This is a genomic window from Photobacterium sp. GB-210, from assembly GCF_003026075.1.
Classification (GTDB): domain Bacteria; phylum Pseudomonadota; class Gammaproteobacteria; order Enterobacterales; family Vibrionaceae; genus Photobacterium.
In genome coordinates this window covers 1-17,172 of sequence record NZ_PYNU01000007.1, presented here as the reverse complement: position 1 = coordinate 17,172, position 17,172 = coordinate 1, and the positions used below count along the sequence as shown (strand labels likewise).

The window sequence follows — 17,172 nt, the reverse complement described above, 5'->3', positions numbered from 1 at the left end:
AACACTTATACCTAAAATGATGTTGATGACACTTTACTTTGGGATCTACACCTTCGGTGCGCATTATGTACCTTATGTTAAATAGGGTGTCTAGCTTATTATCGGTCATAGACAGCAAACTAAAGTGTCACATGTATTACTCTACTCTGCTGATTTATTGATAGTTTTAGTTTGTTACAGGGTCATTTAACAGTATTGCGTATTTACCATAAAATAGGTAATTACCATTAATAATTCTTGTTCTGCGAACGCTATGCATTCTTGAACAAGGATTATTTGGAATTACCAAAAAAGAACAGCCTCAAACGCTATTAGAGTTTGAGGCTGCTTTAATGTTACTTAATACTTAAACTTACTTTTCGCCAACCAATTTCAATGGATTGAGATTGCTCGGTAAGTAACGTAACGAAAACATAGCGTCTGGATGGCATGTTTTTTCGTTCAAAATGCTGTCGAATTTTTCTTTACTCACACGATCGGCTTTGAAACTTTTAGCCGCTTTATCTTGCACGAAGATTTCGCGGATAATGCCGACATTACAGCCTAAGTCATCTAAGTAAGCATGGCGTTCATCTGTCGATAATGCTTGTGTTCCTGCACCATCTTGTACATAAACAATTAAACCTAAGTTGGTAAGTTGATCTGTCCATTGTTTTATCTGGCTTTGAGTTAATTGGCCTGATAAGTAAAGACTGATCATTAATGGTTCATCATACCGTTTTACTTGCTGCTTTAGGATTTGTGCCAGTTGCTCTCTTTGTGCCGGTGTTTTGAAATCGTAATCTGATAACTCTAACGGCAAATATAAACCTTGTACTTTGTTTGAGTGTATTCTTAACCAAGTTTTCCACTGCATGTATGATTTATGCAGTTTGTTAAAGTACTCTGTTAAATACACTTTTTGCTCTGTAGCATTGGTATGTATCTCACGGAAATAATTGGGATCGGAATATAATCCGACCCATAATTTTATATTATCATCTTGCAATGCTTCCATACGCTGCGCTAACCAACCGTGAGACTCTCCAAAGGTTTGATTGCCGTATTGTGTCCATTGAATGACGATGTTTTTTATACCTATACCCCTGATTTCTCTACCAAAATCTTTCCATTGTTGTTGTGAGATATCACGATCTTGATTAAGCGGTTGATAGAAAATACTAAGATTTTGACTATCTGCCTTTTGTTGACAGCTAGTTAAAAAGATAAGGAAAAACGCAGTAATACAGCATCGTCTGATTTGTTTCCCTGTGAACTTTGTAGTGTATGTTGCCATTCAAGACCTACTTCTGAATCTACGTCTAAGCCATTGTATTTGGTGTAATGTGAATTCCAGTTCCAACTTGCTCCTAAACCTGCCACAGTAGATGTGTTGTCACTGTCGTCGGCCCATTGTATAAATGTGTATGGCGTAAGTCTTTGTTGGTAATCATTTTTCATCTTGAATGTTTGACCAATTTCGTAACGACCAAACAAAATATAGTCATTTGTATTATCTAGATACAATAGTCCGTCAGCATAAACGCTCTGATATAACCAATGATTGAGATCAGGCTTCCATGCTTTTGACCATTTATCGTTTGAAAGTACGTTTGAACTAACACGTAGATAAGGTCGTAATTTATGGTCATCGCCTATTACTTGTTGGCGAACACCGGCTTTTAAATAAGTATCATGGCTTGCTATGGGTTGGACTTGATACGATAAATCCAAGTCAGTGGTATTGTCTGATGATGTATTAGCAAATCCCCCATTACTTAATGCTGCAATAGAAAATGCACTGCGTGGGAGCCACGGATGTTCAAAATAGTATTTAGCATCACTGTATAAGAAGTAGTTTCCTGCTCGACTAGATACCCCTGGCATTGCTTGTTGTTGATCAGTCCCAATCCAACCCGCGATATTATATTTCCAGCCTAAATTGATGTTTTTATGTGAGCTTTGTAAGTAATTAATCAGTTTCTTGTTTGGTGCTGGGCTAGTTAGCTCCTGATCAATAGCGGCTTTATATAGCTGTGATGAAAGTGCTGTATCACCGTTTTTATTTGCGATATCAGCATATTCTGCAGTCATATTGACATCTTTTTTATACTTCAGATGTTGATATGCATTAGCAAACGCCTGCTGCGCTAACTCAGGGTCTTTTTGATAAGTTTGGTAACCTAATAGCGCACTCGCGTTACCGGTTTTGTCGCTTTCAAACAATTTTTTTACTAATTCGGTATCGTTATTTTCTGCTATGTATGTAGCAAGATCTTTGATTAATTCCGATGACTGGGTGTGATTAATCCCTTGCTCTATACGTGATATTACAGTGGCTTTATCATCCATTTTTTTAGCAATATCAATGCCTAGCTGCCACCACTGTTCATTCTGTTTATCAAAGTTTGATTCCAACCAGTCCTGATTTGCACGCTTTGTTTGCCCTACTTCATTCATCGTTTCTATATCTAAATAACGTGAGTATGGTGGTAGGTTTTTAAAATCTGACGTATTACGCACAGCTTTATGCCAGTATGATTCACTGACCTTATACGCTTTTGCTTTAGCGAACCATTGCGCTAACACTAATGATTGTTGAGTTGTCGGAGCGTTTTTTATTGTTGCCTGATACTGCTCTGCTGCTTTCAATGGATCATGATTAACCACACAATATGCGATCGCTTGGTTTAAATAGTCATTATTTGTTACTAAGCCATCAACCATCTTACATTGCTGCTGTAACTGCCAAACCTGAGGTGACAATGTCACTTTATTTCTATTTGCGTCCGCAATGATTTGCGGGGTAAACAATGTAATATTACGTTGAGCAATATCTAAGATGTTATTAACAATTTTACGATCGGCCAATAGCTTTTGTTTATGTGTTTGTAAGCCGTATTTAATCATTGATGCTGCGAGTTTATCCCCATTGGAAGATTGTAACGCATTAAACACCGCATGAACTAAATCGGAGTTATGGTGATCATTTTTGTAAATCTGAAAAGATACTCTGGCTGCTTTACCGTATTGTTTTACTTTTGAATAGGCATACGCAAGTTCTCTGCCAAATGACTCCTGATGATCGTTATCTTTTAATAAATTGATTATCTTCGACCATGCGCGTTGATTCTTGTAGTGCGTTAATAGCACGCTTGTTTTCAATTTCTTTGCGCTACTCTGCTTAAAGTCAATTTTTTCTAGTTGGCCATACAACCCTAATTTATCATCAAGTTCGATCCACATTGTTGAGTCTTTCTGCGGATCACATTGCTTCAATTTCATTTTGGCCTGTGTGATATTATCTTCCGATATACTATTCATTGTTTGTTTCAAACAAGGCGTCATTTCGGCAAATTCATTAATGACTTGTTCATCTAATGAATTTAAGTAATCTCGTTGTTTAATAAACACATCAGAAAGCGCATTATTGTCATATAAGCGATTTAGTTCTTTTCGTGCTTTTTTGTATTGGTATGTCGCCAATAAATGTTCAATATATTGGTTGTAAAACTCTTGCTGATCAGGAAATGAAATAAGTTTAGACGCATAACTCAGCGCCTTTATCTCATTACCATTCATTAATGTAGTAAGAGCAAGATATTTTAAATCCGTCTGATTACTCGAGTGTGATTGATAAATTGAATCAAGTATTGGTTGTGCTTCAGCATACTTCTTGTCTGAATATAAATGATAAGCTTCATAGCGAAGCGTTATTAACGACTTATATTTATCTGGCTTATTATATGACCATTGTAATGCTTTGGTTGAGCCATACTGTTTATCTATATTGTACAGATTATTAGCAAAGAAACTCTGCATTTGTGTTGCTGTTAGTGTGTCAGCAATTTTTTTCAACTGTTCCTGCGTGTAAAACTTGCCATTTTTTGCGTTATTCAACCAGACATTGAGAACCTCATTACCCCTCTCATTCTTTGGTATTTTGGTTAAATATTTTAATTGCGTTTCAATCGGCTTACCGGCACTTACAGCTAACTGATAAGCGAATTTTAAAAAAGGAACATGGTTCGGAACAATAATGAGTGCGTGATCCACTTCTTTCAATGCTGCATTGTATTGTTTGTTTTTTTGTTCCTGATACGCCTTATCAATATACGGATAAGTGCGAAAATGCTCTGAATCTGTAAGATGCGCATAAATATTAGCTGACGCATGTACATTGACACTCATAAATGCACAAGCCATAGCGATTGATGTTCTTTTGAAGTTATTCATAAGTACTGTTTGCATTCATTAATAAGTTGATTAACATTCATTTGCTGTGAAGCTTGAAGCTCCAATGCTTTGTCTATGGCTTCTTTTGTCACGTAATGGTGCTGAATTAAAAATGCACCAAAACTTTGCTCATATTCTTTTTCATAAGCAAGGATAGCCTGATTCAGCACCGCTGACTCTATTTGTTTACTCATTAATAAACACTGACCTAGTTGACTCTGTGTTGCAAAGTACTGATCAATCAGAGTGTTGTAAGCCTCTTGAGAAAGATTTTTCTTACCAACGGTTTCTTCAATCACTTTATGAGGATTAATCTCTTTTTGCTCTAAATACCAGTAGCGTAAACCTAATGTCACAGCACCATTAGTCGTAATTACTGATTTTACAGGGCACTTTAATCGTCTTTTTATCGTTGCTAACGCTACAGGGCTTAATGGCATTTCTTTACCTAGCACGAGCATTTCACCGTCTTTTCGTAGTGGCAGTACCGAGTACTTCAATGCCAGTTTTTTAGGTAACAATTCAATAAGTGCAGGTTCTAAATCAAAGGGATCACAGTGTTCAAATTCAGATTCAAATTGCTCAGCAATTGCTTTACTTAAATCGTCATTGCTCACAATACCTTGCTCAACTAAGTACGAGCCGAGTAAACGGTCTTTCGGCATATTAATTAATACACTATTCAGCATTTCTTCCGTTATTTTATTGTTTTCTTTTAAGATCTCTCCAATTGGCTTTTTCCGTATTTCATCTTGAATGCTTGGAAAATCATGGGTAGTTTTATCCCAAGCAACACGCCTTGCATCACCTTGTTGAATAACTTGTGTAATAGCACGAACGTTAGCAGCAAAGTTAATAACAGTGCCCCAACATAAACGTAGTAGTGATAGCACGCCTTCTAAATAACCATAGTATTGGCTTACAAAGAAAAAACGTTGGAATAAGCGGTTAATAAACAATAAGGTATTAATCACTAAAAGAATATGAGTGGTCTTATCGTTAGCAATTATAGATAGGAAATGGAAGCCATCTTTCACAAAGTAGGAATAGATTGTTAGTCCCACTAATTGTAAAAAGATAAGCATAGATAGAAAGCCTATCGTATTGTTAATAAAACCTCTTCTGTCACGCCATAAAAAGTAATTTAACTTCCAATCGCTCGTCCATTTGGTATTTTTAAAACCTTGGAAAACGATACCAATAATCCAGCGGCTTTTTTGACGGACAGCTGTACTAAATGTTGTAGGGAAATATTCACGCACACAGACAACGTTACCGTCATGCAGGGATACCCCAATTGAGTCTTCTTTGAGTGTTGATTGGTCTTTATCAATAATAGGGAAACGTACAAAGATTTCGTTCATTCCCCATTGCTTCAGCCGTAAACCAATATCGTAGTCTTCCGTTAATGATTGAACATCAAATGGTAAACCATCACCTGCCACTAATAGTTTTAAAATCGCTTTACGGCTAAAACATGTCCCCACACCAGCACTAGGTACTTGTCCTGCTATCGCTTCTCGAACAACAACATCTTTACCATGTAATTCAGCAAATTCATCAGCGTAGTGGCCCGGTGTCATTTGATACCATTTACGGGTATAAGGATAAACAGGCAACTGAATCAGATCTTTTTCAGGCAATAAGTAGTTGTAAAGGCGCAGTTCCATTGGTGAAACAATGTCTTCTGAATCATGGAGAATAAAACCTGAAAATTCGATTTTTGCTTTTTTCTCAAACTCTATAATTGATGAAATAATATTGTTTAAGCAATCTGCTTTACTGGTTGGCCCTGGGCGAGCACACACCACTTTATGTACGTTAGGGAAACGCGCACAAACACGATCAACATCAGCTTGTGTTTCAGGGTCGTTAGGATAAGTACCAACAAAAATTTGATAGTTTTCATAATCTAAGCGAGATGCTGCCAGCTCAGCCATTTTATCGATTACGCCAAACTCTTGCCATGCTGGTACCATGATCGCTAATGGCTGCTCTTCTTTTTGATAAAGATCATTTACATTTTTACGTGAAAATCTTTTATAAACGGTGCCCTTTCGCCAAAAATGGCGTATCCAGTAGTAGAGATCGATGAACAAGTCATCGATACCACAAATACATAAAATCACCATGGTCACGAACAGTACAACGCGTAAGCCATATAAGTAGTAGAGAAAATAATCGAACATATCCATGATTAGAACTCGTGCACTCGCTTACAAATAAGGGCTGATGCATCGCCTTTACCGTATGGGTTTAGACAATCTTCAGATTTCCCTTGCAGCAACAGTGTCAACGCTGCATCGACAATACGATTACTATCATCGGCTCCCGCTAATATAGATAATCCTAAATTTAGCGCTTCTGGGCGCTCTGTCGTTTCTCGTAAAATTACAACTGGTGTTCCATAAGTCGGTGCTTCTTCTTGGATACCACCAGAGTCTGTCATAGTCAGCACAGAGGAAGCGAGAGTCTGCTGCAAGGCCAAATAGTCCAGCGGCTCGACAATTGATAGGTTTTCCACCCCATTTAAATTATCCATCACAGCTTGCTTAACTGTTGGATTTGGATGCACCGCCAAAACAAAGCGCAACTCAGGCTTTAAGTTAATAAGTTTCTTAATTGCTTCGCTAATGGTAGGAATAGACAGCCAATTTTCACGACGATGAGCAGTAACAAGTACTGTATTAGTCGCTTCAAGGTTAATGATACCTTTGTCTAATAATAATTTTTGCGCATCAATTGCTGTATTACCTGTCACTATCACAGATTCAGGTTTTATACCTTCTGCAAGTAGTGCTTCCTTTGCCATTTCTGTTGGAGAAAAATGCAAATTTGCAATACGAGCGACTAAGGTTCGATTCGATTCTTCTGGAAAAGGATGTTGCAAGTTACCTGAACGCAAACCAGCTTCAACATGGCCAATGCAGGGTATTTGAGCATAAAACGCAGCCATAGCACCGGCTAATGTAGAGCTTGTATCACCATGAACGAGGACACAGTCGTATTCGTTCTTTTGTAATACCGATTGAATATTTACCATTAAACCAGAGACTAAATCCGTTAATGTATTTCCTTCTGGACGTTGAAAGAAATAATCTGGTTTGATCTCAAAAACTCGAAAAGTTTGCTCTGCAAGCGTGTCATGTTGCCCTGTATGGCACCATTCAACCCACTTTTTTTGTTTTTTAAATTCAGCATATACTGGTGCCATTTTTATTATTTCTGGTCTAGTCCCTGTAATAATAAGTGTTTTCATAGATATTTACTCAAACTATTTATAACTCAAAACCCATCTGAAATTTTAATATTAAATATTAATATAAAACTCCCCTATAATATCCAAAAAGCTATTAACCAATGATTGTTAATATTTATTAATGAATATGTAGTAAAAATAAATAAAATTAATGACTTTTACGTAACTTTCAATCAACCTATAATTCGGACTGAATTTACGATAATAAAACAATATATTCAATTATAAAAAGAAAAAAATAATACACCGTTTAAAATGATTGTAAGGAAAAGGTACTTATATTCTCTCCAACATCATGAATTACATATACTTAAAACTAAAAAAGAGCGACACATCGCTCTCTTATTTAATTGAAATATAATTTACTGCAAATTTATATTTCAATTTTAAATATAAAAAATATACCCACAATGAAATTACTTTTCGCCAACCAATTTCAATGGATTGGAATTGATGGGTAAGTAACGTAAAGAAAACATAGCGTCTGGATGGCAGGTTTTTTCGTTCAAAATGCCGTCGAGTTTTCCTTTACTTATACGATCAGCTTTGAAACTTTTATATGCTTTGTCTTGCACGAAGATTTCGCGGATAATGCCGACATTACAGTCTAAATCATTTAAGTATGCATGCCGTTCATCTGCCGATAATGCTTGAGTTCCCGCACCATTTTGTACGTAGACAATTAAACCCAAGTTCGTAAGTTGCTCTGTCCATAGCTTTATCTGTTTTTGAGGTAATTCACCCGATAGATAAAGGCTTATCATTAATGGCTGGTCATATAACTTCACTTGTTGCGCTAAGATCTCTGCCAACTGTTCTCTTTGAGCTGGTGTTTTGAAGTCATAATCGCTTAATTCCAATGGTAAATATAACCCTTGGACTTTATTAGCATATACCTTTAACCATACTCGCCATTGTAAATAGGATTCATGTAACTTATCGAAATATTGCTTTAAATATACTTTTTGTGCGGTTTGATCTGTATGTATTTGTCGAAAATAATTTGGATCTGAATATAAGCCAACCCATAGCTTTATATTGTTGTCTTGAAGTACTTCCATCCGCTTAGCAAGCCAACCATGTGATTCACCAAAAGTTTCATTGCCATATTGCGTCCATTGGATAACAACATTTTGAACGCCTAGCTTTTTTATTTCAGTTCCAAAATGCTGCCATTGCTTTATTGAAATATCGTAGTCTTGATTGAGTGGTTGGTAAAAGATGCTGAGATCGTTTTTCTGGGCAGTGTTCTGGCAACCGATTAAAAGGAAAAGGAATACCGTACTAATGCAGCATCGTCTGATTTGTTGCGTTGTGAACTTTCTACTGTATGTTGCCATTCAAGACCTACTTCTGAATCTAGGTTCAAGCCATTGTATTTTGTGTTAAACAATTTAAAGTTCCAACTTACTCCCAAGCCAACAACAGTCGATATGTCTTCACTGTCGTCGGACCATTGTACAAATGTATATGGAGTAAGCCTTTGCTGGTATTTCTCTTTAATTTTAAATGTGTTACCTATTTCGTAGCGAGCAAACAAAATATAATCATGTAAATTATCAACGTAAATTAGACCATCAGCATAAAGACTTTGATATAGCCACTGGTCAGGCTCTGGCTTCCAATCTTTTGACCATTTATCATTTGATAATACGTTGGAACTAATACGAAGGTAAGGTCGTGTTTTACGATCTTTTCCAATAACTCGCTGACGTACGCCTGCTTTTAAGTAGCTGTTATGTTTAGCAAAGGGCTGAATTTGATATGATAAGTCTATATCGGTGATATTGTCCGATAACTTATTTTCAAATCCCCCATTACTTAACGCCGCAATCGAAAAAGCAGAACGTGGTAACCAAGGTTTTTCAAAATAGTATTTGGCTTCTTCGTATAAAAAGTAATTGCCTGTGCTGTTAGTTAGTCCAGGTATCGCATTTTGTTGATCTGTTCCTACCCAACCAGAAACATTGTATTTCCAACCTAAATCAATATTCTTATGTGAGCTTTGTAAGTACGCTAATAATTTCGGATTAGCTTCTTTTTGTTCAAGTACTTGATCAATCGCAGACTTATAAAGCTGTTGTGCATTGCTAAGATTGCCATTTTTATATTCAAGATCAGCATATTGAGAGATCATATCTACATTTTTTTTGTGCTTCGGATAACGATATGCACTTTCAAATGCACGTAGTGCTAACTGTGGATCTTTTTTATAGATTTGATAACCCAGTAATGCACTAGCATTGCCCGTTTTATCATTTTCAAACAGTTTGTTAGCTAATCGACTATCATTCGTTTTCACTATATGTTCGGCTAGATACTGTGTTAATACTGATGATTCTGTGTGATCAACGCCTTGCTCTATACGTGCAATAAATATTTCTTGGTCTTCTAACTTTTTAGCAATATCAATGCCTAACTCCCACCATTGTACATTTTTTTTATCAAAGTCCGATTCTACCCAAGACTGATTAGCCAGTGTTGGTTGTCCTACCTTATTAAGTGTATGAATAAACAGATAACGTGAATATGGCGTAAGCCCTTTTAGGTCAGTACTGTTACGCACCGCTTTAAGCCAATATGTCGAACTGGCTTGATATTCGTTTGCTTTTGCAAACCATTCTGCTAATAGTAATGCTTGTTCTTTGGTGGGTTGTTGCTTAAGCGAGGATTGGTAATGCTTAGCTGCCTTCAGCGGATCCTTATCAGCAACACAATATGCGATTGCTTGTTTTAAAAAGTCATCATTAGTAGATAAGCCTTCAATCAAATGACATTGATGCTGCATTCCCCAAACTTTAGGTGACAATGTCACTATTTTTCGGTTGGCGGCTGCAATACTCTGTGGTGAGAATAATCTTACGTTACGTTGCGTTATATTGAGAATGTTCTTAACAAACATTGGATCAGCGAGTAATTTTCCTTTCTGTTTTTTCAATCCATAGTTAACCATCGAAGCTGCAATTTCATCCCCATTTGGCGACTGTAACGCATTAAAAATAGCATGGCTTAAATCGCTATTCTGATGGTTGTTTTTATAGTTGATAAAAAAGATCTGAGCAGATTTATTATATTGATTTACTTGTGAATAGGCATAAGCCAAATCACGTGATAATGATGGTGATTTATAGCCATCATCTTTTAATTCGTTTATGATTTTCAACCATTTTTGTTGTTGTTTATAATGTGTTAGTAACACCTCTTTTTTCAACTTTTTAGCACTTGCTGTATTAAATTGGGTGTTTTCAATTTGTGTATATAAATTCAATTCACTTGCCAGTTTAATCCACATTACTGAGTCAGTTTCTGGCTTACAGTGTTTAAACTGAAATCGCGCTAGTTCTGCTTTATTTGTACTGATCTTGGTAACTGTCTTTTTTAGACAATCAGACATTACCGAAAATTCTTTAAGTGTTTGTTGATTTAATAAATTAAGATAATCATGCTGTTTGGCAAAAGATTCTGGTAGCGCATTATTATCGTGTAATTTATTGAGCTCAATTTTGGCTTTACGGTATTGATAAGTTGATAATAGGTACTCTATATACTGGTTGTAAAAGTCTTTATAACTACTGTCTAATATTATCTTTTCCGCATATTTTAATGCTTGAGTTTCATTGCCATTTGCGAGTGTATTCAAGGCTAAATACTTTAAATATGTTTGGTTGCTATGTGATGACTCATAAAGTTTTTCTAGCAACGGCTGGGCTTTTTCATGTTTTTTTATTGCAAAAAGGTTATACGCTTCAAAATGCAAAGTCGCTAATGATTTATATTTATTAGGCTTACTATACGACCATTCGACTGCAGTTTCTGCATTATATTTTTTTAACAGTTTATAAACATTGTATATAAAGAACTTTTTCATCTGTTTAGATGTTAATGTACTAGCAATACGTTGTAATTGGGTATCCGTATAGATCTTGCCGTTGTTGGCATCGTCAAGCCAAACATTAAGAATGTCATCCCCCCTTTTACCCTGCGGAATTTTAGTTAGATACTTGAGTTGAATGTTGATAGGTTGATCGGCTTTGACTGCTAGTTGATAACCAAATTTTAAAAAAGGAATATGGGCTGGAACAATTGCTAATGCATTATTTAGCTCTTCTAATGCCGCATTGTATTGTTGATTATTTTGCATTTTAAACGCTTTATCAACATACGGGTATGTACGAAAATGTTCAAGATCGGACAAATTAGTGTAAATATTGTCATCCGCATCAACTCTGATACTTAATAATGTACAAACGCTTGCGATTAAAGCTTTTTCGATATAATTCATTAGTACTGTTTACACTCATTAATAAGGTTATCAACATTCATTTGTTGGTCGACTTGTAATTCAAGTGCTTTATCAATTACTTCTTTGGTGACATAGCGATGATTAATCAAAAATTTTCCGAAGCTTTTTTCATGCTCGTTTTCATAAGCAAGAATTGCTTGATGTAATACAGCAGGTTCAATTGCCCTACTCATTAACAAACACTGCCCCAACTGACTTTGTGTTGCATAGTATTTATCAATCAAAGGCTTATATTTGGCTTTTGAGTATTTATGGTGACCGACCATGGTCTTAATTATGTGATAAGGATTGATCCCTTTTTGTTCTAAATACCAGTATCTTAGCCCTAGTGTCACTGCACCATTGGTGGTGATCACTGATTTAACTGGGCACTTTAAACGTCTCGAAATTGTTGCTTTTGCGACAGGGCTTAATGGCATTTCTTTTCCTAAAATCAAAGTATTACCATCTTTCCGCAAAGGTAGTACCGAGTATTTTAAGGCCAGTTTTTTAGGTAATAGATGTATGAGTGAAGGATCTAATTCAAAGGGATCACAGTGTTCAAATTCTTCTTCAAATTGTTCTGCAATCGCCTGACTTAAATCATCATTGCTGACTATGCCTTGCTCAACTAAATACGAGCCTATCAAGCGATTTTTAGGCATATCAAGAAGGACACTTGTTAGCATCTCTTCTGAAATTTTCATGTTACGTTTTAATATCTCACCAAGTGGTTGCTTTCGTGAATCATTAGCAAGAGTTGGAAAATCATGGGTCGTTTTATCCCAAGCAACACGATGAACATCACCTTGTTGAATTACTTGACGAATCGCACGTACATTAGCTGCAAAGTTAATCACCGTTCCCCAACATAAACGTAGCAATGATAGGAAACCTTCAAAGTAACCATAATATCGGCTAACAAAATAAAATCGTTGTAATAAGCGGTTGATTAGTAGGAAAGTGTTAATCACTAATAGTACTTGAGTCACTTTATTATCAGCAATAATTGACAAAAAATGATAACCATCTTTCACAAAGTAAGAATAAATACTGAGCGCCACTAATTGAAGGAAAATAACCATAGACAAAAAGCCTATCGTATTATTAATAAAGCCTCTTCTATCGCGCCACAAAAAATAATTTAACTTCCAGTCATTGGTCCATTTTTGTTTATTAAAGCCCTGAAACACGATACCCACTATCCAACGGCTTTTTTGACGTACTGCAGCGCTAAAGGTTGTCGGAAAATGTTCACGCACACAAACTACACTACCATCATGCAGGGATACGCCTAATGACGATTCTTTTAGTGTTGGTTGTTCTTTATCAATAATAGGAAAACGTACAAATATCTCGCTCATGCCCCACTGTTTTAAGCGTAAGCCTATCTCATAATCCTCAGTTAATGATTGAACATCGAACGCTAAACCATCACCGGTAACCAATAGTTTTAAAATTGCTCTGCGACTAAAACAGGTACCCACACCAGCACTAGGTACTTGCCCTGCAATAGATTCACGGACAACAACATCTTTGCCATGTAATTCTGCAAATTCGTCCGCATAATGCCCTGGCGTCATTTGATACCATTTGCGGGTATACGGATATACAGGTAACTGAATGAGGTCTTTTTCAGGCAATAAGTAGTTGTAAAGACGTAATTCCATTGGCGATACAATGTCTTCAGCGTCATGCAAAATAAACCCCGAAAATTTAATCTTTGCCTTTTTCTCAAATTCAATAATTGATGAGATAATATTATTTAAGCAATCAGCCTTGCTAGTCGGTCCTGGCCTTGCACACACAACTTTATGCACGTTAGGAAAACGCATGCAAACTCGATCAACATCAGCTTGGGTTTCAGGATCGTTCGGATAAGTGCCTACAAATATTTGGTAATTTTCATAATCCAAACTTGACGCGGTAAGCTCAGCCATTTTGTCAATAACACCAAATTCCTGCCAGGCTGGTACCATGATAGCCAGTGGTTGTTCGTCTTTTTGATAAAGATCATCCACGTTTTTGCGTGTGTATTTTTTATAAACGGTTCCTTTACGCCATAAGTGACGCACCCAGTAATAAATATCAACAAATAGATCATCGATACCGCAAATACATAAGATCACCATAGTCACAAATAAAACGAGACGTAATCCATATAGGTAATAAATGAAAATATCGAACATATCCATAATTAGAACTCTTGCACTCGTTGGAGAATGATTTTGGATGCATTTCCTTTACCATATGGATTAAAGCAAGCGTCTGATTTACCAATAGATAATAATGTTAAGGCCGCATCTACAATAGATTTATAATCTTTTGCTCCTGCAAGTTTTGATAAACCTAAATGTATTGCTTCTGGTCGCTCTGTCGTTTCTCGTAAAATCACAACAGGCGTGCCATAAGTCGGTGCCTCTTCTTGAATACCACCAGAATCGGTCATAATTAAAACAGCAGAAGCTAATAGTTGCTGAAGCGCTAGGTAATCTAACGGCTCAACAATGGTAATATTTTCAATGCCACTTAAGTTATCTAATACAGCTTGCTTTACTGTTGGGTTGGGATGCACGACAAAGACAAAATCTAATTCAGGCTTAATTGAGGAGAGATGTTTAATTGCTTGGCTGATTGTGGGAATGGATTGCCAATTTTCACGTCGATGAGTCGTAACTAATACTGTATTGCTCACCGTAGGGTTCACTAACCCTTTATTTATTAATAACTTTTGCGCATCAATTATAGTATTGCCCGTTACAACGATTGTATCTATTTTAATCCCCTCTGCTAATAATGCTTTTTGTGCAATTTCAGTCGGGGAAAAATGTAAATTCGCAATACGAGCGACTAATGTTCTATTAGATTCTTCCGGAAATGGATGTTGTAAGCTGCCAGATCGAAGCCCTGCTTCAACGTGTCCAATACAAGGTACTTTTGCGTAATATGCTGCCAAAGCCCCAGCAAGAGTTGAGCTGGTATCACCATGAACCAAAACGCAATCGTAGCTATTTTTTTGCAGCAACGGTTGAATATTTGTCATTAAGCCAGATAAAAGATCAACTAATGTAGTGCCTGTAGGACGTTGAAATATATAATCAGGTTTAATATCAAAGACTTCAAATGTTTGCTCTGCAAGAGAATCATGTTGACCAGTGTGACACCATTCAATATCTTTATCTTGGTTTTTAAATTCAGTATACACCGGAGCCATTTTTATTATTTCAGGTCTTGTCCCTGTAATAAGTAATGTTTTTTTATCCATAATACTCACCCATTAATAAAATAAAGCGTAATATTCTATCCATGTAAAAACAGTGTTTACTAATTGAAATAATTACATTTACTTTCTTTAACTTGTATAAACCGTAAACCTTTAATTAAATGTAATAAAATCTTAATATAAAATTCATATAACTTTACTATAGGTATCAGTTAAAAAATGAGTTGATTTAATCGGACTTCTAAAATAACACGAGATAAACTTTATAAATTATTAGTATATTTATAGTTTCTAAATGAATAATTTCAAATCTTTATTTCAATTTTTTATTCATATACATATAAAAAAAGTGCCACTATATCAGCAGCACTTAGTTTACTTTATTTCATTAATCGTCTAATCAACTAATCGACGTATTTGCCATAGACGTTTACGCCAATAGGGATGATTAATATTGGATATAGCCACACCGCGTGAACTTGTTGCATTCACAAAACGTCCGTGATCTAAGTAGATTCCAACATGGTGATGCCAGCCACTGGTTTTAAAGAAGACTAAATCACCATAGTGAAGGTTTTGTTTTCTAACTTTATAACCCAGTTTTACTTGCTGTAATGTAGTTCTTGGTAAATGTACATGATAGACCTCATTAAACACTCGACGAACAAATGCTGAGCAATCAATACCATGATGTGAGTTACCACCATAAAGGTATGGCGTATGCGCCCAATGTGAATAAGCATGCCAGATCTTAGAACGCCATTTTTGAGACAGCCTCAAATTCCTGACATCAGACCAAAATGATCTGTGATGTACGTAATGCCCTTTCAAGGTGTAGTAATCGACAGGAATTCTATGCCTCCTAGCACTAACATGATGCCTTGAGTGACTATCATGGTACCTTGAGTGACTATCATGGTGTGAGTAATGCGATTTATGCACTACATGATGATTTGTGCTGTGGTGTGTTGAATGTGCATGATGCGTTTCATGCTTCTCACTATGTTTTGGTGTTTTGCTATGTTTATGTTCAATATTATGACTGTAATGGTGAGTAACTACATGATGATGAATATTTGAATGATGTTTTTTATCAAGTTCAACATGATGTTCAGAATGCGTATGTGCGAATGCTGTTATCGGTAAAGCTATTAAGGACAATAATAACGTCTTTCTTAATTTAGCTTTTAATACGTTTTTAAGGCGATATGAAGACATGAGTGATGCTGCTATGTTTTTATCGTCTACTAATATAATCGCTTATTATTGCAACTTAATAAGCAAGATATTGCTTTTTTCGATAGTTAGTATTATGACTTTGATTCTATAGAGAATAGACAGTTATAAAAACAGATATTAGATATTACTAACTTTTTATTTTTGAAAAATAAGCTATTAGTCATCACTATGAATAGTATACATTGATTATTTAGCAATAATTCGATTTTATTTACAGAAATATGCAGCTATTTATCACACAATCATTCACCTTATGAATGGCTCTGTTTATATTTAAATATATTGATTATCGTTTTGTTGTCATTTATTGATAGTGATTAAAATGACAAGAAAAGCACCTCATTTATTATACTCAGTAATTTAATAAAATTTATTATTGCTTAATGGTACTTCTAACGTATTATCTTGTTTGCCATTTGGCATACCTATCATTTCATCGTAAGCACTTTGTTGCCTAAGCACCCAGGTTTTTACTTTTAATTTCCTGCATATTTTTTGTATTTCTAATATAGAAATCGCTTTGATGTAATCACCTTTTTCATTAGTAATGTAATGCTCTTGTTCATCTATAACCACTGATACTTGATACAATGATAAATCTAACGAATGAACAACCAATTTATCAATGTAAAAGAATTTTTCTAGTTTACTTAGTGGCATCGTCATCATGTGTCTCTTCTCTTTGTTTTAAACATTAAGTGTAATGACTGTTACGTACCAAGTGAGAAAAAAGATTATTTACTTCGTAATGTTATATAACCAAGTGTAGTGGTACATTAAATTTGGCCACCTACTCAGAGGTGATATCATCACCTCTGAGTAGGTGGCATCATGACAAAACGAACAAGACGATTATTTAGTGCTGAATTTAAATTAGAGGCAGCACAATTAGTTATCGATCAAAACTATTCAGTAACTGAAGCTGCTCAGGCCATGAATGTGGGTAAATCTACG

11 protein-coding genes are annotated in these 17,172 nt (G+C 35.7%); 1 reads left to right on the top strand and 10 read right to left on the bottom strand.

Going from position 1 to position 17,172, the window contains the following annotated elements; all coding sequences use genetic code 11:
• Positions 1-352 precede the first annotated feature (352 nt).
• From C9J38_RS10995 to C9J38_RS10950, 10 genes are all read right to left on the bottom strand, one after another.
• Entirely contained in the window at positions 353-1,276 is a 924-nt protein-coding gene (locus C9J38_RS10995; RefSeq protein ID WP_107207130.1) for a DUF4434 domain-containing protein, read from the bottom strand.
• Positions 1,198-4,215 carry a hypothetical protein gene (locus C9J38_RS10990; RefSeq protein ID WP_233218499.1) on the bottom strand — a complete coding sequence of 1,006 codons (3,018 nt, stop codon included), beginning with the start codon at positions 4,213-4,215 and terminating at the stop codon, positions 1,198-1,200. Before C9J38_RS10990 ends, C9J38_RS10995 begins: the two co-directional genes overlap by 79 nt.
• A complete protein-coding gene (locus tag C9J38_RS10985; protein ID WP_107207128.1) occupies positions 4,212-6,410 on the bottom strand; it encodes a glycosyl transferase family protein in 2,199 nt (732 codons plus the stop codon). Before C9J38_RS10985 ends, C9J38_RS10990 begins: the two co-directional genes overlap by 4 nt.
• A gap of 2 nt (positions 6,411-6,412) precedes the next feature.
• Positions 6,413-7,474, bottom strand: a complete 1,062-nt coding sequence (gene wecB, locus C9J38_RS10980) for a non-hydrolyzing UDP-N-acetylglucosamine 2-epimerase (RefSeq protein WP_107207127.1) — start codon at positions 7,472-7,474, stop codon at positions 6,413-6,415.
• Positions 7,475-7,890: 416 nt separating this feature from the next.
• Positions 7,891-8,814: a DUF4434 domain-containing protein gene (locus C9J38_RS10975; RefSeq protein WP_107207126.1), complete on the bottom strand. Its 924-nt coding sequence runs from the start codon at positions 8,812-8,814 to the stop codon at positions 7,891-7,893.
• Complete coding sequence (locus C9J38_RS10970; RefSeq protein ID WP_107207125.1) at positions 8,736-11,756, bottom strand: hypothetical protein; 3,021 nt, start codon at positions 11,754-11,756, stop codon at positions 8,736-8,738. Before C9J38_RS10970 ends, C9J38_RS10975 begins: the two co-directional genes overlap by 79 nt.
• Complete coding sequence (locus C9J38_RS10965; RefSeq protein ID WP_107207124.1) at positions 11,756-13,951, bottom strand: glycosyl transferase family protein; 2,196 nt, start codon at positions 13,949-13,951, stop codon at positions 11,756-11,758. The genes C9J38_RS10970 and C9J38_RS10965 overlap by 1 nt, the downstream gene beginning before the upstream one ends.
• A gap of 2 nt (positions 13,952-13,953) precedes the next feature.
• Positions 13,954-15,021, bottom strand: coding sequence for a non-hydrolyzing UDP-N-acetylglucosamine 2-epimerase (gene wecB / locus C9J38_RS10960; protein ID WP_107207123.1), 1,068 nt, complete (start codon positions 15,019-15,021; stop codon positions 13,954-13,956).
• A 354-nt stretch (positions 15,022-15,375) separates the two neighbouring features.
• Positions 15,376-16,197, bottom strand: a complete 822-nt coding sequence (locus C9J38_RS10955) for a C40 family peptidase (protein WP_107207122.1) — start codon at positions 16,195-16,197, stop codon at positions 15,376-15,378.
• A 381-nt stretch (positions 16,198-16,578) separates the two neighbouring features.
• Positions 16,579-16,884, bottom strand: coding sequence for a DUF6482 family protein (locus C9J38_RS10950; protein ID WP_107207236.1), 306 nt, complete (start codon positions 16,882-16,884; stop codon positions 16,579-16,581).
• A gap of 165 nt (positions 16,885-17,049) precedes the next feature.
• On the opposite strand from C9J38_RS10950, the gene C9J38_RS10945 reads away from it, so the two are divergent.
• A partial coding sequence (locus C9J38_RS10945) for a transposase (RefSeq protein ID WP_146144061.1) occupies positions 17,050-17,172 on the top strand: 123 nt, incomplete at its 3' end.

Coding starts and splice junctions, on each gene's coding strand:
- C9J38_RS10995 (WP_107207130.1), bottom strand. CDS start 1,276: ATGGCAACATACACTACAAAGTTCACAGGGAAACAAATCAGACGATGC.
- C9J38_RS10975 (WP_107207126.1), bottom strand. CDS start 8,814: ATGGCAACATACAGTAGAAAGTTCACAACGCAACAAATCAGACGATGC.
- C9J38_RS10955 (WP_107207122.1), bottom strand. CDS start 16,197: ATGTCTTCATATCGCCTTAAAAACGTATTAAAAGCTAAATTAAGAAAG.
- wecB (WP_107207123.1), bottom strand. CDS start 15,021: ATGGATAAAAAAACATTACTTATTACAGGGACAAGACCTGAAATAATA.
- C9J38_RS10990 (WP_233218499.1), bottom strand. CDS start 4,215: ATGAATAACTTCAAAAGAACATCAATCGCTATGGCTTGTGCATTTATG.
- wecB (WP_107207127.1), bottom strand. CDS start 7,474: ATGAAAACACTTATTATTACAGGGACTAGACCAGAAATAATAAAAATG.
- C9J38_RS10965 (WP_107207124.1), bottom strand. CDS start 13,951: ATGGATATGTTCGATATTTTCATTTATTACCTATATGGATTACGTCTC.
- C9J38_RS10950 (WP_107207236.1), bottom strand. CDS start 16,884: ATGACGATGCCACTAAGTAAACTAGAAAAATTCTTTTACATTGATAAA.
- C9J38_RS10985 (WP_107207128.1), bottom strand. CDS start 6,410: ATGGATATGTTCGATTATTTTCTCTACTACTTATATGGCTTACGCGTT.
- C9J38_RS10970 (WP_107207125.1), bottom strand. CDS start 11,756: ATGAATTATATCGAAAAAGCTTTAATCGCAAGCGTTTGTACATTATTA.